This window comes from Frischella perrara (assembly GCF_000807275.1).
Classification (GTDB): domain Bacteria; phylum Pseudomonadota; class Gammaproteobacteria; order Enterobacterales; family Orbaceae; genus Frischella; species Frischella perrara.
On the sequence record NZ_CP009056.1, the window covers coordinates 1,805,873 to 1,825,561 of the forward strand.

17 protein-coding genes are annotated in these 19,689 nt (G+C 33.4%); 4 read left to right on the top strand and 13 right to left on the bottom strand.

What is annotated here, in order from left to right; genetic code table 11:
- Positions 1 to 2 precede the first annotated feature (2 nt).
- The 3 genes from FPB0191_RS07900 to prlC all read right to left on the bottom strand — a co-directional run bounded on the left by FPB0191_RS07900 (position 3) and on the right by prlC (position 3,781).
- On the bottom strand, positions 3 to 821 hold the full coding sequence (locus FPB0191_RS07900; protein WP_039105180.1) for a purine-nucleoside phosphorylase: 819 nt from the start codon (positions 819 to 821) through the stop codon (positions 3 to 5).
- A 172-nt stretch (positions 822 to 993) separates the two neighbouring features.
- Entirely contained in the window at positions 994 to 1,713 is a 720-nt protein-coding gene (locus FPB0191_RS07905; protein WP_039105182.1) for a class I SAM-dependent methyltransferase, read from the bottom strand.
- Between the two features lie 22 nt (positions 1,714 to 1,735).
- Positions 1,736 to 3,781 (bottom strand): oligopeptidase A, encoded by a 2,046-nt coding sequence (prlC, locus tag FPB0191_RS07910; protein ID WP_039105184.1) that lies wholly within the window; start codon positions 3,779 to 3,781, stop codon positions 1,736 to 1,738.
- Positions 3,782 to 4,238: 457 nt separating this feature from the next.
- On the opposite strand from prlC, the gene FPB0191_RS07915 reads away from it, so the two are divergent.
- Positions 4,239 to 7,271, top strand: a complete 3,033-nt coding sequence (locus FPB0191_RS07915; protein WP_039105186.1) for an SEL1-like repeat protein — start codon at positions 4,239 to 4,241, stop codon at positions 7,269 to 7,271.
- 83 nt (positions 7,272 to 7,354) lie between these two features.
- On the opposite strand, the gene FPB0191_RS07920 is transcribed toward FPB0191_RS07915, so the two are convergent.
- Positions 7,355 to 8,224: a thioredoxin family protein gene (locus FPB0191_RS07920; RefSeq protein WP_039105188.1), complete on the bottom strand. Its 870-nt coding sequence runs from the start codon at positions 8,222 to 8,224 to the stop codon at positions 7,355 to 7,357.
- Between the two features lie 25 nt (positions 8,225 to 8,249).
- On the bottom strand, positions 8,250 to 9,020 hold the full coding sequence (locus tag FPB0191_RS07925) for an SDR family oxidoreductase (protein ID WP_039105190.1): 771 nt from the start codon (positions 9,018 to 9,020) through the stop codon (positions 8,250 to 8,252).
- Between the two features lie 126 nt (positions 9,021 to 9,146).
- On the opposite strand from FPB0191_RS07925, the gene mtnN reads away from it, so the two are divergent.
- The 3 genes from mtnN (at position 9,147) to FPB0191_RS07940 (ending at position 13,053) form a co-directional block, all read left to right on the top strand.
- Complete coding sequence (mtnN, locus tag FPB0191_RS07930; protein ID WP_039105192.1) at positions 9,147 to 9,845, top strand: 5'-methylthioadenosine/S-adenosylhomocysteine nucleosidase; 699 nt, start codon at positions 9,147 to 9,149, stop codon at positions 9,843 to 9,845.
- Between the two features lie 20 nt (positions 9,846 to 9,865).
- Positions 9,866 to 10,504 carry a TRIC cation channel family protein gene (locus FPB0191_RS07935; protein WP_039105194.1) on the top strand — a complete coding sequence of 213 codons (639 nt, stop codon included), beginning with the start codon at positions 9,866 to 9,868 and terminating at the stop codon, positions 10,502 to 10,504.
- 230 nt (positions 10,505 to 10,734) lie between these two features.
- Positions 10,735 to 13,053, top strand: a complete 2,319-nt coding sequence (locus FPB0191_RS07940; protein ID WP_052236874.1) for a TonB-dependent hemoglobin/transferrin/lactoferrin family receptor — start codon at positions 10,735 to 10,737, stop codon at positions 13,051 to 13,053.
- 196 nt (positions 13,054 to 13,249) lie between these two features.
- On the opposite strand, the gene FPB0191_RS07945 is transcribed toward FPB0191_RS07940, so the two are convergent.
- The 8 genes from FPB0191_RS07945 to FPB0191_RS11760 all read right to left on the bottom strand — a co-directional run bounded on the left by FPB0191_RS07945 (position 13,250) and on the right by FPB0191_RS11760 (position 19,666).
- Positions 13,250 to 13,702, bottom strand: a complete 453-nt coding sequence (locus FPB0191_RS07945; RefSeq protein ID WP_082018286.1) for a DUF2931 family protein — start codon at positions 13,700 to 13,702, stop codon at positions 13,250 to 13,252.
- A gap of 24 nt (positions 13,703 to 13,726) precedes the next feature.
- Positions 13,727 to 13,978, bottom strand: a complete 252-nt coding sequence (locus tag FPB0191_RS07950; RefSeq protein ID WP_039105198.1) for a DUF2931 family protein — start codon at positions 13,976 to 13,978, stop codon at positions 13,727 to 13,729.
- Positions 13,972 to 14,259: a hypothetical protein gene (locus tag FPB0191_RS07955; protein WP_162485168.1), complete on the bottom strand. Its 288-nt coding sequence runs from the start codon at positions 14,257 to 14,259 to the stop codon at positions 13,972 to 13,974. The genes FPB0191_RS07950 and FPB0191_RS07955 overlap by 7 nt, the downstream gene beginning before the upstream one ends.
- Positions 14,260 to 14,909: 650 nt before the next feature.
- Positions 14,910 to 15,506, bottom strand: coding sequence for a hypothetical protein (locus tag FPB0191_RS07965; protein ID WP_039105203.1), 597 nt, complete (start codon positions 15,504 to 15,506; stop codon positions 14,910 to 14,912).
- Between the two features lie 259 nt (positions 15,507 to 15,765).
- Positions 15,766 to 17,592: a hypothetical protein gene (locus FPB0191_RS07975; RefSeq protein WP_039105206.1), complete on the bottom strand. Its 1,827-nt coding sequence runs from the start codon at positions 17,590 to 17,592 to the stop codon at positions 15,766 to 15,768.
- Between the two features lie 23 nt (positions 17,593 to 17,615).
- Positions 17,616 to 18,062 (bottom strand): hypothetical protein, encoded by a 447-nt coding sequence (locus FPB0191_RS07980; RefSeq protein ID WP_039105208.1) that lies wholly within the window; start codon positions 18,060 to 18,062, stop codon positions 17,616 to 17,618.
- A gap of 273 nt (positions 18,063 to 18,335) precedes the next feature.
- Entirely contained in the window at positions 18,336 to 18,962 is a 627-nt protein-coding gene (locus FPB0191_RS07985; protein ID WP_039105210.1) for a hypothetical protein, read from the bottom strand.
- Positions 18,962 to 19,666, bottom strand: coding sequence for a hypothetical protein (locus FPB0191_RS11760; RefSeq protein WP_052236875.1), 705 nt, complete (start codon positions 19,664 to 19,666; stop codon positions 18,962 to 18,964). The genes FPB0191_RS07985 and FPB0191_RS11760 overlap by 1 nt, the downstream gene beginning before the upstream one ends.
- Between the last annotated feature and the right edge of the window lie 23 nt (positions 19,667 to 19,689).

Sequence of the window (19,689 nt, forward strand, 5' to 3'; positions counted from 1 at the left end):
AATTAAAATTTAGCAATGGTTTGCGTCACTAATTTTAAGAAAGTTGATTTCACTCGTTCGGCTGTTTCGATTACTTCTTCATGCCCTAAAGGTTGATCTAAAATACCGCATGCCATATTGGTTAAACATGAAATACCAACAGTTTCAATACCTGAATGACGTGCAATAATTGCTTCAGGTACTGTAGACATACCAACCGCGTCAGCACCTAAAACTCGAATCATACGCACTTCCGCTGGTGTTTCATAAGTTGGACCTGTCCACCAAGCATAAACACCATGACGTAAAGTCACATCAAGTTCTTTTGCTACTTCGGTCACAATAGCACGTAATTTTTTACTGTATACTTCGCTTACATCTAAAAAACGCACCCCAAGTTCTGGATTATTAGGACCAATTAGCGGATTATTTGCAGTAAGATTGATATGATCGGTGATTAACATTAAGTCGCCCGGTGCAAATCCAGTGTTGACCGCACCACATGCGTTAGTAATAATTAATTTTTCGACCCCCAACATTTTCATAACACGAACAGGGAAAGTCACTTGATCTAAGGTAAACCCTTCGTAATAATGGAAACGCCCTTTCATCGCTACCACTTTCTTACCGGCAACTTCACCAATAACTAACTCATTAGCATGACCAACCGCAGCAGATTGAGCAAAATGAGGAATATGATCGTAACTAATACGAACGGCATTTTCCATAGTATCCGCAAAAGGACCTAATCCAGATCCTAAAATAATACCGATAGTAGGTTTAACATCCGTTAATTGCTGAATATAGCTGACCGCTTCTTGAATATCACTGGTCTTATGCATAGTGTAATTCCTTAGATTATAAAATATATAGTTAACACAATAATTTTTCGTTGCAAATTATCGCAGAAAAAAAAACATAACAAAACAGTGTTATAATAAAAAACAATAAATCTAAGTGAATTTAACAAAAGAAGAAGACTAATTTATCATGATAATTAAGTGAAAGATGTCATCATCTTTCACTTGCAATCGGGGAATAAATATCAAAACGATGATTTTTAGTTTTTATTGATGAAACAGGTTTTTGATTATTTAAAAATCCTGCATAATCAGGACGTTTAACCACCACCCGTTTATTTGCCATTTGTCGCGCTAAGATTAACAACGAGTCAGCATCATTATCGCTTCCAACTAATTGTTGAAAAATACGCATTTCTTTTTTAACTAAAGCGCTTTTCTGACGATGCGGAAACATTGGATCAAGATAAACCACATCAACTTTATTAGTAATATCTGCCATAGCCGTTAAACTGTTATTAGGGATCAGTCGTAGATTTTGTTGTAACAACATACCCATTTCACTGTCAAGATAAGCACGTTTTAAACCATCTTCTAGCAATGCCACCACTACAGGATGACGTTCAAACATTGTTACTCGACATCCTAAAGCGGCTAAGACAAAGGCATCACGACCCAATCCTGCCGTGGCATCAAGTACCGTTGGTAAATAATCGCCTTTAATACCAACCGCCTTAGCAACCGCTTCACCACGACCACCACCAAAGCGTCGACGGTGCGCCAAAGCACCGCCAACAAAGTCTACCGCTATTCCCCCTAATTTAGGTTCGTCAGTTTTAAACAAAGTTAGATAACCATTCTCATTATTCAATTGAAAAATAGAATGTTCATCATTTTGTGCTAACCATAATGTAGCGTTTTCCAATAATGACATTAATGTCTAAATCCCTACTAATTTACATTGAAGACTTAATACCATAATGATGTAATAACGCCTCAAGTTTTGGTTCACGACCGCGGAAATTCTTGAATAATGTCATTGGTTCATCGCTACCACCTTGCGATAAAATATGATCTAAAAACTCATTACCGGTTTTAACGTTGAAAATGCCCTCTTCTTCAAAACGAGAAAACGCATCAGCCGACAACACTTCAGCCCACAAATAACTGTAGTAGCCTGCTGCATAACCGCCAGCAAAAACATGACTAAAGGCATGTGGGAAACGACCCCATTCAACTGTTGGTGTAACGGCTACTAATTCACGCACTTGCTTTAAGGTTTCTAAAATTAAAGCACCTTGTTCTGGAGAGTATTCAAAATGCAAACGGAAATCGAACAGACCAAATTCAAGTTGGCGCAAAATAAATAAAGCAGCCTGATAATTCTTAGCGTCTAACATTTTAGTTAGCATTTCTTTTGGTAATGGTTCACCGGTTTGATAATGACCAGAAATAAAGGCTAATGCCTCAGGTTGCCAACACCAATTTTCCAAAAATTGACTTGGTAATTCAACCGCATCCCATGCTACCCCATTAATTCCAGCTACTGACGACGTTTCAATTTCCGTTAACATATGATGTAAACCATGACCAAATTCATGGAATAAAGTTGTTACCTCATTATGAGTAAATAACGCTGGTTTATCATCAACAGGGCGATTGAAATTACAAGTTAGATACGCGACTGGTTTTTGTAGATGACCATCAGCGAATCGCATTTGTCCAATACAATCATCCATCCATGCACCACCACGTTTATGCTCACGAGCATAAAGATCTAAATAAAAACTCGCTTTGTATTGACCTTGTTTATCAAATAAATCAAAGAATCGTACTTCTGGTGACCACACTTCTACATCTTTACGTTCTTTAAATGTAATACCAAATATCCGATTAACGACTTCAAACAAGCCACTAATTACCTTTTCTTCTGGAAAGTAAGGACGTAACTCTTCGTCATTAATGGTATATAAAAATTGCTTTTGCTTTTCACTGTAGTAACTAATATCCCAAGGTTTAATATCACTGGCGCCAAAATATTCATAAGCATAACGTTTAAGTTGAATCAGTTCTTCTTCACCTTGTGGTTTAGCCTTTTCAGCTAGGTCATTCAAAAATGCTAATACTTGCTCAGGGCGATCCGCCATTTTAGTTGCAAGTGAAATATGGGCATAACTATCAAACCCTAATAATTGTGCCAACTCATGACGTAAAGCAAGAATCTGTTTGATATTCTCAGTATTATCCCATTTATGGGCATTTGGACCTTGATCAGATGCTCGGGTAGTATAAGCGTGATACATTTCATAACGTAAATCACGATTATCACAATACATCATTACGGGAATATAACTCGGCATATCCAAAGTTACTAACCACCCTTCTAAACCTTTAGCCGTAGCTTGTGCTTTTGCAGCAGCTAAAGCACTTTCCGGCAATCCCGCTAACTCTTCAATATTGGTAATTAACTTTGTCCAACCCATTGTTGCATCAAGAACATTGTTACTATAATTGGAAGATAATTCTGATAATTTAGCAACGATTTCTCCATAACGCTTTTGTTGTGCTTCCGGTAATCCGATTCCAGATAATTCAAAATCACGTAGTGCGTTGGTTATGGTTTTCTTTTGTGCTTTGGTTAACTGATTGAATTGTTCGCTTGCTTTTAAAGATTTATAAGCATTGTACAAACCTTTATGTTGACCAACCCATGTTGAATATTCAGATAACAACGGTAAACATGCTTCATAAGCTTCACGTAATTCAGGACTGTTTTTTACCGAATTAAGATGGCTAACTGGAGACCAAACGCGGCTAAATTTATCATCCGCTTCATCAATCGGTTGAATCAAATTATCCCATGTATAATGCTCTTGATTAACAACCTGTTCAATCACTTCTCGACAATGTTCAATTGCTTGTTTCACTGCCGGTACCACATGTTCTGGTTTGATTTGTGAAAATAACGGCAACGCTGATTGAATTAATAATGGATTTGTCATGGCAATACCTTTAGGCGTATTTTAAAAAGAATGATATATTATATTGGCTTAAATTTCGTAAATTCAAGGGATACAAACAGATTTAATTACTACCTTATCTAACTGACCTGCTGTTTATTAATACTTACCAAACATACTCTCATAATTCAGGTTTGCATTAAACTTATCTACTCCATCTTCAACAAACCCATTTATAAGTATTGATTATTACTAGCAGTTAAAATTGATTCTTTTACAAAATATAACTTAGCTCACAAAAAACCAAAATTCAAAGGAAAACTACTGACGAATTCTAATCTTACTGCTAAACTAGGTAAGTTTGGCAATAACTTTAATAACAATAATGATATGCAAAATAACATGAATAAAAACAATAGCAAGCGACTATAACCAAAATCACAAATTCACCCATCATAGTAACCACATTCGATTAAATATAAAAAAAACAGGAAACCGGATGACAGAACTTATCATTGACCCAAAAATCGAGCAACTGAAAAAGATCACCCGCCAAGATGGCGCTGATAAATATGCTCAAGCACTGTATGACTTAGCAGATATTTACCATTTTGAAAAAAATGATATTGAACAAGCTGAATACTATTATCAATTAATTGAAAAAAATGATAACTCTATAGTTTATGCTGGTGCGCAATACAATTTAGGATACATTTACCATTATCATAAAAATGATATTAAAGTTGCTCAAGTTTATTATCAATTAGTTGAAAAAAATGATCACCCACAAGCTTATGCACTAGCACAATACCAATTGGGTCAGATTTTCCATTTTTATAAAAATGATATTGAACAGGCCGAATACTATTATCTATTAGTTAATAAAAATGATTGTCCTCAATCTTATGCATATGCGCAATGTCAATTGGGAAATATTTATAAAGATTACAAAGATGATATTAAATTGGCTGAAGACTATTATCGATTAGTGGAAAAAAATAATAGTCTTGAAGCTTATTCACAAGCACAACACCAATTAGGGCAGATTTATCAATTTTATAAAGATGATATTGAACAGGCTGAAGCTTATTATCGATTAGCTGAAAAAAATAATAGTCCTCAAGCTTATGCGCACGCACAATTCCTATTAGGGCAGATTTATCAATTTTACAAAGATGATAGTGAAAACGCAGAACACTATTATCGATTAGTTGAAAAAAATGATAATCCTCAAGCTTATGCAGATGCACAATACCAATTGGGACAAATTTATCAATTTGATAAAGGTGATATTGAACACTCAGAACACTATTATCAATTAGTTGAAAAAAATGATAGCCGTCTATCTTTTGCAGAGGCGCAATGTCAATTGGGAAATATATATCAATATTACAAAAATGATATTGAACAGGCCGAAAATCATTATCGATTAGTTGAAAAAAATGATACCCCTCAAGCTTATTCAGATGGCCAATGCCTAATGCGACGTATTTATCAATTTAAAAAAGATGATATTAAACAGACCGAAAATTATCATCAATTAGTTGAAAAAAATGGTAGTCTTCATGCTTATGTAGAGGCCCAATGTCAATTGGGAAATATATATCAACATTACAAAAATGATATTAAACAAGCCGAATACTATTATCGATTAGTTGAAAAAAATGGTAATCGTCAAGTTTATGCATATGCACAATTCCAATTGGGACAGATTTATCAATTTGATAAAGATAATATTGAACACGCAGAACACTATTATCGATTAGTTGAAAAAAATGATAACCCTCAAGCTTATGCAATAGCGCAATTCCAATTGGGACAGATTTTCCTTTATCATAAAAATGATATTGAACAGGCCGAAAATCATTATCGATTAGTTGAAAAAAATGATAGTTCTCAAGCTTATGCAGAGTCGCAATACCATTTGGGATTAATTTATCATTATCATAAAAAAGATATTAAACAGGCTAAAGCTTATTATCGATCAATTGAAAAAAATGACCTCCTTACTGTTTATGAAATGGCACAAATTAATTTAGGGATTCTTCACTCAGATGATCCACAACTTGCTAGTAAATATTATTTACAAGTCTGTGATAGCGAGGAGCCATGGTTAGCTAACTGGGCAAACCAAAAATTAGGTAATATTGCCTATTTTTCAAAAATAGACACTGATTTGCAATCCCCCAAATATTATTACCAGAAAGTTATCTATACCAGTTTATCATTTGAGGCCTATATTACCGCTCAAATCATGTTAGCATTTATTAATAGTGGTCATGATCAAATATTTAAAAAAATAGAAGAATATAATAAGCATGTTATCAAACCAATTTGTGACATTCGAAAATTAACTGTAGATATACAAAAAAAGCTATTAGTGGATTTTAAATTAGATAAAACGTTAAGTGAACAAGAACAACAATTTGAACGGTTAGTTGCACACTATACCAAACCCGGCGTGTTATTTAATCTTTTAAAAAATGAGCCAAGTGATTTCCGTTTAAATGTCGTTGATTTTATGAATGATCCAACCGAAAATCAGCTATTAAGCAATTGGCTAGGAATTAAAAGTGACAGCAATAACGACATTAAGAGCTTCTTAGCTAGTTTTTCATTTAATCATAACTCATTAAATCAATTTCGCTTATATGGCAATGAAAACAATATTGTTGGCTCTGGTGTAAGTATTGTTTTTAATCAACAGTTTTTTGGTAGCGATGTTAATCGAAGCATCAATGATGACAGTATAAATCTCTTAAATCAAAATCTTACCTCTAAATTAACCGCCAATACTGATATGTTAAATAAAGCGAAAAACGGTAGCGATGTTAATCGAAGCATCAATGATGACAGTATAAATTTCTTAAATCAAAATCTTACCTCTAAATTAACCGCCAATACTGACATGATAAATAAAACGGAAAACAATACAAAAATAGTAAAAGATAATGATATATCGCCGTTACATCCTCTATCGTTATTTCGCTGTGTTTATTTTGACCCTGAAACTAATTATATCAGCATTGCCAAACGTAACTTATACTCATTTTATTTAGAACATAAAGGTTGTAAACCTGAAGTAATTAACAGCAAATGGCAAAAATATTTAGATCTTCTAGATGAAGAAAACAAAATATCTGAAATCAGGGAGTTATTAGAACAAATCCGTAACGAAATAATAAACTTAAAGGAGAATAAGAAACTTCAAGTAATTTCAAATCTTGATCAATTAATTTCACTGGCATTAATGCCTATCTCATGTTTAATAAAACATGCTGCTTTTGAGGATGAAGATGAATGCCGAATAATTTATATTACCCATATTGCTGATGAAAAAATTCAAGCGCCTTATGACTATGCTTCGGCAAATAGCCTATTTATAAATTATGCCAAGGTTGAGAAATATATTGATAAGATTTACTTAGGGCCTCAATGTCAACCCTCTCATAAATTATGGATCACCAACCATGTAAGAAAATCAAATTATAACTCAATTAAAGTTATTCAATCAGAAATGCCATTACGCTAACATAAAAAAGGGCATCAACCTTGGTGCCCTTTAAACAATTTTAATTGTTACATTTGCTAGATATTGTATCAGTGAACAGTTTATCAATAAAGTAAAGTATATAACTTACGACGGTAAGTTGCTGCCAACGGATTACTTGTACCAAGCGCCGCCAGCATATCTAATAACGATTTTTTCAACTGCCCGTCGCCGGCATTAAGATCATTTTGTAATGGTTCAAATACTAGTGCTAATGCTTCTTCATGGCGTCCAACTTGCATAAGTTGCGTTGCTAATTGGCTAATTAACGCAATATTATTGGGATCTTGAGCTAAGTCATGTTGTAATTGTTGAATTTCTGGAGAATTAGCTGCTTGCTGTAATAACTCTATCTCGGCAATTAAACCATGATAAGTTGTATCTTGATCTTGCAGTGGAATAGACGCTAATGTTGCCTTAGCATCATCAAGCTGTTTTAATTCAATTTGAGCTTTCGCCAACAATAATGCAATGTCACTACGCGGTTTACCTAAGTGATCCATTAAATTTTGCCAAGCTTGTTTCAATAACGGCAAAGCTGCCGTGTAATTCTGTTCGGCAAGAAGCTGCTGTGCTTCGACTAATTTTAATTCATCTTCATTAGGTAGAACTTTGTCTAATAATGCCTGAATTGCTTCTTCTGGTTGTGGACCTTGAAAACCATCAACAGGTTGCCCATTTTGAAATAAGTAAACAGTGGGAATAGCACGTAAGCCAAATTGGGCAGCTAACATTTGCTGCTCGTCACAATTTAATTTGGCTAAAATGAAACGACCTTGATGTTGGTTAGCTAGTTTTTCAAGTGTAGTAGTGAGTTCTTGGCATTGTGCACTACGTGCTGACCAGAAGTAAAACAAAACCGGTAATTGGGTTGATTGTTGTAAAATCTGTTGAATATTTTGTTCATTAATTTCAATAATATATTGCGTTTGCATAGTTTTTTCCATAACGAATTGTTCACTATTTACTAATCAGAATTTTATCCATTAGTTTATCAGGTAGTATCCGTTTGGCAATGGCAGCTAGTTGGGTAACCAAAGTAACCCTATAACGTACTTTAGGTGAACGACTTTCTAAAGCATGAAATAGTTTGGGTAATATCGCTTCTGGCGGTAGCGTAAATCGTTTAGCAATAGGTGGATTTTCAACCTTTCGCTGTTGCTCAGTTTGTAAGACATTGGTTTTAAAATTGGTGGTTAATGGACCCGGCTCAATTAAACAGACTTTCACATTACAGTCTGATAATTCTAAGCGCATTACATCTGACCATGCTTCAAGAGCATATTTACTGGCACTGTAAGCGCCTCGCCCCGGCGTAGCAATAAAACCAACTATTGAACTGGTTTGAATAATACGACCGCCCCCTTGTGCCTTTATGGCGGGTAATAATAATTGCGTTAATTGATGGACTGCAAAGAAATTGGTTGAAAATTGTTGCTCCAATTGTTGACGGCTAATTGTAGTTAGTTTGCCGTAAACACCAAATCCAGCATTATTAAATAGCGCATATAAATTATTATTTGTTAATGCTAATACTTGTGCTGCTGCTTGCTCTACTGACAACGGATCATCTAAATCAAGTAAAACTGACTCAAAACCTAAACCATTTAGCCGTTCAACGTCTTGAATTTTACGACAAGAGACAATCACGCGATAACCCCTATTTTTTAATGCATTAGCCGATAAGAATCCAATTCCGCTTGAGCAACCTGTAATAAAGATAGATTTCATTGATAAATATTCCCTTAGCCGATTAATTCGCCACCAATCTGCTTTAATATTGTAAATTTACCTGTAACTCCTTATGATAACATAACTGTTTATTTAATTATATTTTTCACATCACTAAGGGATAATATGAAAATTGCAATTATTGCCGCAATGGCAGAAGAAGTTGCCATCCTGAAAAGTAAGATCACTGATTGCCAAATTGATAATATCTTTGGCTTTGAATTTTATTGTGGTCAAATTCAAGGTTGTGAAGTTGTGTTATTACAATCGGGTATCGGCAAAGTTGCCGCAGCCAGTGCAACCACCTTATTATTAAGCCGTTTTGAAGTAGATGCAGTTATTAATACAGGTTCAGCCGGTGGCACAGATAGTCGTCTTAAAATTGGTGATGTAGTAGTTTCTACCCAAGCTATTTATCACGATGTTAATTTAACCCCATTTGGATACGAACCGGGGCAAATGGCTGGCTGCCCAATCACTTTCGTCGCAGACGATTCGTTACGTATGATAGCCAAACAAGCTATTGAAGCACAAGGCGTTAATGCCATTGCAGGCGTTATAGCTAGTGGTGATAGTTTCATCAATGGCGAACAAGCATTAACAACCATTAAAAGCCAATTTCCTGAAACCGTGGCTGTTGAAATGGAAGCTGCTGCTATCGCTCACGTATGTTGGTTGTTTTCCACGCCGTTTATTGTGGTAAGAGCAATATCGGATAATGGTGATAAAGCCTCAGCTGTGAATTTCGATGAATTTTTGCCACTTGCAGCAAAGCAGTCCTCTTTAATTGTTGAAACTATGCTAAAACAACTAATGAGCAAATAGTAACGTAACGACTTGATACTATGAACTACATTTTTTGGTGTGATATTCTGGGTACTATTGTTTTTGCAATTTCAGGTGTTTTGTTAGCAGCAAAAAAAGAGATGGATCCCATTGGCGCCTTAGTACTGGGCGTCATTACAGCCGTTGGCGGAGGCACGATCCGAGATGTCCTACTAAATCATGGTCCAATCTTTTGGATTACTGATTCAACGGATCTTTGGGTTGCCATAATCAGCTCCTTTCTTGCAATGATATTTATTCGTTATTCATCCTATAACAAATACCCTAAGTGGCTAATGCCAGTCTTAGATGCTATAGGTTTGGCGGTTTTTGTCGGAATAGGTGTCAATAAAGCGGTAGCTTCACAGGTTAATGAACTTGTCATGATTTGCATGGGTGTCTTAACAGGTGTTGGTGGCGGTATACTTCGTGATGTATTGGCTCGTGATATACCCATGGTGTTTCGAACAGATATTTACGCCACAGCTTGCCTTGTGGGCGGATCTGTACACACTATAAGCTATTTATATTTCAACTTACCTTTAGAATCGGCAACCGTTTTAGGTATTATCGTGACCTTAACAATTCGTTTATTTGCCATTTATTGGAAGTTAACTTTACCCGTAGTATGTGCGAAACAAGATAAATCAAATTCTTAAGGATGATAATAAAAAACCCGAGCGTGTTATAGGTGATATTTTAACCAATCAAACTTAAAGCTAATCATAAAACGGATTAAAAACATATTTAACGTAAAAATTTGCTTTCTATCATTCAGTAAAGCACCTATACTGCAAATGCTTGCTATTTGCAAATGATTATCATTAACAAAAATAATATTATAATGAATTTACTATCCATTCAGTTTTAAATCTGACAAGGAATACATATGAATTACAAAAAAACGGGAGTATTGTTGCTTTTTCTTGGTTTTTCTTCTTATGCACAGCAACCTCCTGTTCAAGAAAATGAAATAGAAGATTCCGAAAAATCGCACACCTCTTCTAAAAGTACAACAAAAAATAATAAAGATGTGACAGATGTCATTACAGTAATTGCCGATACGTCATCATCAGAACAATTAACTAAAATTAATAGTGTTATTGCTGGACGTTCAACGCTCTCATCTAGTTTAATTGAGCAAAAACAAGCTGATAATGTGGCCGAATTACTTAATACGCTCCCCGGTGTCAGTATGACTGGATCAATGAGACCAAATGGACAATCAATCAACATTTGGGGTTTTAGTAAAGTTGAAGATGTAAAAATTATTGTCGATGGTGCACAAAAGGGATTTCAGAAGTATCAACAAGGATCTATTTTTGTTGAACCTGAATTGCTAAAACAAATTGAAGTCAATAAAGGACCTCATGATGTTAAATTTGGCAATGGTGGATTTGGTGGTGTAATTCGAATGGAAACGAAAGATGCTATTGACCTACTTGATCCAGGTCGACTTGTTGGTGGATTAATTAAATATAGCTTTCATTCGAATAACCATCAAAATATGACAACGGGGTCAGTTTACGGAAGAACGGAAGATGACCGTTTTGATGGCATGGTTTACTATACCAATCGTAATAGTGGGAATTTTAAACGACCTGACGGTAGCCGTTTTATGTTTTCTCAAGATGACATGGATAGTTACATGGCTAAGTTAAATTTCAGACCTAATGAAGAACAGACTTTTACAATATCTGGTGTACAATCTAAACGTGATTCATGGCAACCGTGGGCAGCAAAATATGTCGAAAAAATGACGCCACCAACGAAAGATCAAATTCGAAAATATGGCTATAAAGGTGCATGGCTAAGAAAATTGGTTAAACGTGATCAAACTGATACTTCAGCCCAATTCAAATGGAATTATCAACCAACCTATAATCCACTTATTGATCTAACATTTCACGCGACCTATTCAAAAACCAAGCAACATGATACGCGACCTAAAAAATATAATCCGCCTATAGCTATCGGTACTATGGGAAATGAAAGTTGGGTTAGCTATACAGACAAAACTTATGAAATAGAAAACACCAGTGCTTTTACCACTGGAATACTGGATCACAAGTTACTCATTGGTAGTCAAATTCATTTACATGATCGTGATACGCTGATGTACTATCAAAAGTATGCGAACAAACCTAATTATAATGGCGGATATTTTCAACCAGCCTACATGCCGTCAGGAACACAACGCACTTATAGCTTTTATATTGAGGATCAATTATCCGTTAACAATATCGTGCTAACCCCTAGTTTACGTTATGATTATGTTCGCAATCATGGCAAACGAAATTATGCCAAAGCCTATAATGACCCTAACCCACTTTTTGGTCATAACTATTCTCCCGTCACTTATTCAGGATGGACACCGCGTTTTGGTAGCTACTGGCAAGCAACAAAAAATATCGGTTTCTTCGGTGATGTAAGTTATGCGTGGCGAGCACCGACAATCGATGAAAATTATGAAGTACAAATTACCCCAACGAATGGTGGTTCAGGAAAAATAAGTGCAACTAGCCGCCATTTGGATAAAGAACGCGATTTATCTATTCGTATCGGTAATATGTTAGACTATAGCGATCTCTTATTTGATAATGATAAATTGCAAATCAGAACAACACTATTCAAACAACGAGTAACAGATGAGATTTTCATCACGAGAGGATATCAAGGGACAATATGTGGACCCGGTAAAAATTGCCCTTTAGGTCAATCTAACTATCATAATAATCCAGGTCAGAAAGTCATAAAAGGTCTTGAATTAGAATCTTATTACGATAGTCGTTATTGGTTTGCAAGCGCCAGCTATTCTATTCAAAAAGGTCGGCGTGATGTAACAGCCCAAGCGCCGTGGCTAAAAAAACGAAATTATGTCGCTTCCATTGCCCCACGTACCGCCACATTTACAACTGGTTTTAAAATTCCAGAATGGAACTTTAAAGCGGGTTGGAATGCGCAATTTGTTCGTAAGCAAGATCGCAATAAAAATAAGCATATTAATCCCGATTATTACGGATTACCGGCCTCATCAGGTTATACCCTCCATAACCTATTTGCTAGTTATCAACCCACTTACCTACCACGGGCAGAAATTCGTTTTTCAGTAGACAATCTATTTAACAAAGACTACCGATTATATTTAGGTGAAAATACGTACGGTATGGGACGCAATATCAAAGCTAGCTTGCTTATCAAATTTTAACAGCGTGATGTTATAACTATCATAAAATACTTCATTGTTAGTTCAACAATGAAGTATTTAAATATCGGTTTTTCTTATTCTGTAGTGTTTTATCTTACAGACGCCCAGCCAATCAAATAAGTGAACTTTGATGGCTCGTGTCATTTTGACTAATGTCATTAAGCTTTATTTTATTTATTATCCATATTAGCAAATATTAAAATCTGGCTGGGTTTTTAAGTTTAAGATATTGCCCCATAGTGACGTTATTGTATTTTTCTTGCCACTCTTTCGGCATACCATGTTTCTTTAACCATGCTTTAGCTTCATCTGTAATTTCTGGTATTTTCCCATCGATATAAGGATTTGGACATACATCTGAACCTTGTGGTATTCGTTCCGTTACTCCTTTTCCAAACTCTATGGCTTCTTGTTGAGGAACTCCTGTAACCCATCCAGTAACACTGCCTCCGGGTGCAAAACCAATAATAATAGTATCATTATAACCAATATGATTCTTATTACGCGCATAGGAATAATATTGATGTGGTTTCACCATCTCTTGACGCGCCCACAATGGCATCACTAATTTGGTTCGATAAAAAGTCTGGTCAGCAAAAGATACCCAACAAATAAAGAATTCCTCGGGTAAATCAGAATAGACTGGCAGATGGCTAAATCCAAATCCTGTTTGCTATTGACCTGGTGTCTTATAATTTTGATTATTCATAGTGTTAATATCAATAATTTTGTATTTATTAGATTGGGTTTTTATCATAGTACTAAATGCCTTAGCGTAGAAATAGTGTGGATAACGGCCACTAATATGCCATCTGCTGTAAGGCATTTTGGGTAGATTGGGATCGATTGGTTTAGATTTAATCGGCGATTGGCAACCACTGATTAGTAACGTCAAACAAAGGGTGGAAATGAGTAACTTTAACATAGGTTTTCCTTATATTGTTCAGAAGTATGTAGGTGGTACTGATTTTTAGCTATATAAGATCTATATAAGAAATCAATACTCATACCATTAATATGTAAAATACTTGAAAAACAACTCCCCCATTGAAATGTACTCCCTGTGGTAATAACACTTATATTATAAACCGCGATACGGCCTAACATTGCAGCAAATAACCCTGGATTAGCATAATGACGTTTGGAATCTTTAAAATCATATTTGATATTAAAATTATCAAATTGTTTATCTAAAGAATCGGGCATTTTAATTAATTCAGCATCATTGGTGGTTACCCTAAATAATCGCAAATGGTTTTCATGGTAACCAAAGTTAGATTACAAAATCTAGATTTTTATAAATTCTGTAGTTCTCAATGATTAAATTTTATTTACATTCCCAACTTGTTGGAGAATCACTACTAGGGCTATCATATTTATAATTGCATTCTATAGATTCAATTAATTTAAAATGTTTATTTTCATCAATTTGATAATGTTTCCAATAATCAATTTGTTTAACTTCATAAAAAGAGATTTCATTTGTTAGAGAACTATTTTCATACATTACAATTTGTAAAAGCCATAAATTTTGCAATTGATTATCAATATAGTAATATTGTGCGAGAGTGGCTGATTCAAAAATATTTTCCTTATAGATGGGTAAGCGGTCTATTAATTTATTATTTTTTTTCTATATTCAAATATATTTCGTATTCAAATTCTTTTATTTGATTTTTAGTAAAATAGAATTTATCTTTATTTTTCTAAAAACTATATTCTTTTTCGGCGTCTAATTTATTTATTACACTGGCAAAATATATACCTAACTCTGTTAATGAACATTTGTTATAACTATCATATATATAATACCCATCATCAGGATAATCACACTCTTTATTTATTTTAGTGGATAGTTACTGTATTTTCCCATTTTTATCAATGTAATAATAAGTTACTTTAGTTTGTTCCGATAATAATCTATCATTTTCTTCTATATCTAAGCATTTTTCTTTTTCTATAATTTCAAAATTTCTATTTTTATATAAACGAATTCTTTTGTTAATTGAACATTCTGCTAAAGCTCCATCGACAACAATTATTTTGTCTATAAAATTATAATTTCTATCAAAAATCTGCATTTCGATTGTAAATAAATTCAAATATGAATCTTGTTCATCTGGATCTAAATATGCAAAGAGCAAAATTTTTAAATTTTTATCCAGATGTATTTCTTTAAAAAATTTAGCTTCACCTGTATAAGGCTTTCTATGATTAACCATACTATTCAATGAGGTATTTGGTTGAAAAAGTGAATTTAATGAATTATTTTCATCATAAACAACATGATTATCACTGAAAAAATTTTTTAACGTATATTCAGGGGATGAGACCTTTGACGAATATTCTTTAAACTCATAAAGAATTTTATTATTAAATTTATCTTGTGCATTAACTTGAAAGACTAATAAAATTACCACCCAAAAAATACAAAATTGTCTAATCTTGCTCATATTTTATACCTATATAATTAAAATACTCATATAAAAACTTATATTTAATCTCTTATATTTACTATTAAATCATGATCAAAACCACAAATATGTAAATGATGGTAGTGCGCATATCCACCTTTACCCTCTTTGTGCATATGTTTGGTATAATTCAATAATGTATTTGATTTCTTTTTATAAGTAAAATATTCAGAATACATTAACGAAGTTCTTGCCCAACCAAATTTATATAATGCGTCATTAAATTCATTCTGTTTTTTCAAAATCGAAATGTGAATGTGTTAAATATGTCTTTTCTCCTAGTTTGTAGTTTGTAAATTGATAAATATCTCAAATCTCCAGCAATACCATTTATATGAGATTTACTTTCAACAGATTTTGCATCATATGTACTAAATCCATTAAAACCTAGATAATCAATATTTAATTCAAGCATTGCTCCAAGTAATCCAGCAAAGCAATTTGGATTTATATACCATCTTTTACTATCACTATTAAATGTTTTAAATTTTGCTTTAACATTTCCTTCTTTTGAACTATATCCTTCTTCAAACTCCTTTACATTGATTAATTCTACATCATAATCTAAAGCTACATTTCCTCTTTCCATTGCTTTTGTTTTATGTATATTAAAAATACCAATTTCATGTTGATTTTTATTTACATCATGATAAACATACTTATATTTTTGCTTGTAGTCTTTCGATATTTCCTGTGGTATGTGTTTTTCAATTTTTCCATCATGGTAAATATGATATGTCACTATACCTGGGTTTACAAATCTACCCAGCATTGATACTGGATGAATAAACCATGCTTTACCATCAGTAGAAAGATTGCTTAGTGCCGGTGTTTGTGGTGTTTGGTTGTTTGATGATTGGGTTGGTTGGGATTGTGCTATTTCTCGCCACCAAAGGGAGGGTTTAATACGTTGCTCTTTTTCCAGCTGCCAAATTGATTTTATTTTCTCATGCTCTTCATCCACCATGTTTAAGGCATAATCTCGCAGAAAAGGCTCTTGTATATTCATTTGATCTAACAATTTTTGTAGTAATTTTTTTTGTTTCTGTTTTTCTTCCTCAAGTAAATTATCTATTTCTTTCCATTTGGTTAGCGCTTCGTCTGCATACCATTCACTTTCATATTTTATTATTAAGTGACCTATCATTTCGGCTATCCAACTGTTGCGTAAACCGTCTTTGAGAAATTCTACAGTAAAAGGCGGCAGTCCTTTTTTTCGCTGAACAGAATATAAAAATGATTCAATTAAGATTTTATGCATAGCTTTCATTGAATCAGTGTATTCTTTAATATCTAATGTCCCTGTTCGGTTATCGTTTATTTTAGTATAAAATTCTCCCACAGAAGCTTTTTCGATTACTGTCTCAAATCCTTGCCAATGCCAAGGACTGATTCGTTTAACGTGCTCTTGAGCATCTTTTTTGATGTTTACCCAACCTGTTACTGACCAACGCTGTTCATTTCCTGCGGTGACTTTTGCCCAAATTGAACCCGTGCTTTCATCTTCTATCGCGATTAAATTCTCATTACTTAATGAATTTAATGAAACAGTTCGTGGAAAATGCACCGTGTTATCTTTGGTTGCAGGGGGTAACTTATCAAGTGATAACGGAAAATTATTCCAATAAGGAATCGCGCTATTAAGTGTGCCATCTTGTCCAAATAAGTGAGAGACATCTTTTGACACTATCCAATAATGTTTAGCTTCCACACAAAAACGTATTTTAACAGATGAGCTAGTGTGCTCAACTTCAACCAGCTCAACTTTATCCGGAATATCTGACTTGATTAACTGCGGATAAGTTTCATTATATTTTTTTTCTAACTGTTCTTTATGGGCGGCTGTTAAAATGATTTCTACAGCCTTATTCGCTAGGTTGTCATCATTTTTTCCAATTTTTTCATCAACGTTAGATTGTGCTGCCAGATTGTTATCAATATAGTATTCCTCTGAATTTAAAGTATATTCCAGATTAATTTTAATGTAATAATTATCTTTATCGCTAATAAACTTTATGCCTAATCCTGAATTTAAGTTACCATCCTCTTTTGATTCTTTTATCAATCTCGCCCCTTTTTCAACCAGAATTAGTTTTTTTCACTTTCCGGTAAACGATCGGCTAAAGCACGGGTTTTCGTAATAAATGCTGGCAAGTCATCACAGGTAAATAATTTAACATGTAACAGTTGTGGTAATTTTTCATCTGATGAACGTTTTAACGTTGATATCGCTGTCTGTACTAATTCCCCAATACATTCTTTGGGGCGTTGATTATGTCCGATATAACCGATAAAATCGCCACTTGAAATTGCAATCGGTGATTTTAATACCACAATGTCATTGAATTTTTCAGGTTTAAACGTGAATGAAGTCAGTGAGGTTACTTTGACATAACCTTTATGTAGTGCGTCTGAACTGCCATTTTCTTTTACTAATAGGTTTGGAACGTCACAATCATTAATCTTACGAATTTTAGCGTATCCGTTTTTTTCTCCATCTAATTCAAATGTTGCCTTTGGTGGTAAATAAGTCAATTTTTGTTTATTATCTCCCTCACTCAATTGAAGGTCAGTAAACAAAACTTCAGGAGTTGGATAATTAAGTAATAAAGGTATAAAAAACTCAGGGTAATGGTAATACTTTTTTATTTTCTCAAAATCCTTTTGAAAAGACTGTTTTTTCTATTGATGATATTTAGTTTATCTAACCATTTAAAGTAATTCGATTGTTTTATGTCAACCATAATTATTTATTTCACTTAAATTAATATTTATAATTTAAGTGAAATCATTATACATATTGTTTTTTTATTTAAAAAATTGGTAAGGATATGCATATTTGGCAATACTACAGTCAAAATTTGTTTCATCACATGATAATAAAGTGTATTTATTATTGTTTTTCATATAAATTTCTTCAAATAAAGCAAAATCAAAATCTTTTTCATTTAATTCAATTTCTGATTTAATAAAGCCTAATTCATAAATAGTTTTATCATTAAGTTTTATTGAAACAAAGTAATAAGGCGGATGTTGTTCAATAATTTCGAAGTTTAATCCGCCATTATCGCATTCTTTATTCGGAGTAATAGGTAAAATTGCATAAGGGTGATTAAAATCATTATCATGATATAGTTCAATTGACCACCATTTTGAAGCTGGATTCAAATAAGCATTTTTTAGTGCTTTTTTTAATGATTCTATAGGTTCATTGAAATATATTTTACCTTTTGTGAAAGGGATCCCCCCACTTGATGAAATCAAAATACAATAGTCGGGTTGTTTTGTTGAAGTAATTGTTAAAGTCTCAATATCCTTTCCGTTATAATAAGAAATAGAACTATTATTTACAGCTAATACAACTTTATTGGAAGCAAAAATATCAATAGTATAAAAAAATAAAAGTAAAAACGTATAATTGATTATCTTTATCATTAGAAATTAACCTCTAATTCATTTGTTTTGTAGTTATAAAATAAGTCTCTTACTGTAATAATTAATTGAAATTGCTGCATATATAGAGTTGGAACTCTGCTCCCAAAATATCCTGCTAGTGAAGTATATGAGACTATTGTTGGAGCGTAAAAACCTAAATATACAGTCAATTCTCGTACAAATGTTACGCAGCTGTTACTATAAATTGAATAAGGCTTTCTATTAAGATCATCATTTTCTTTTATTTTTTTTTCACAATATTCTACTGCCTTATCATATATGTTGTCACTCCTAAGAATTCCTCCTTCAATTCTTCCTTTTTGTCCTGATGATGCTGATATTTTGCGTAATACTTGTTTTAATGATGTTATTGTTATCATTTTTTTTGGAGTTATTTTAACATTATTTATTGGAACACTTCTCGTTCTCCCAAGATCTCCTGGAGGATATCTACCATATTCATAATATTTGGTTTTACCATTTTGACCATTAATTATTAATACTCCAGCATGTCCCAAATAAGGAACCCGCTCTGTGCCTAAATATTTATTTGACGTTGCTGCACTTCCTCCTTCTAATCGAATAAGATAATAAGGAAAAACTAATGGAATTAAATAGTCTTCAGATCCACTAATATAAGCTTCCTTCACATCATCATTGTCAATTTTATTCATTTCGGAATTCATTATTTCAATTTTACTCATAAATCTATCATCTCTTAAATCAA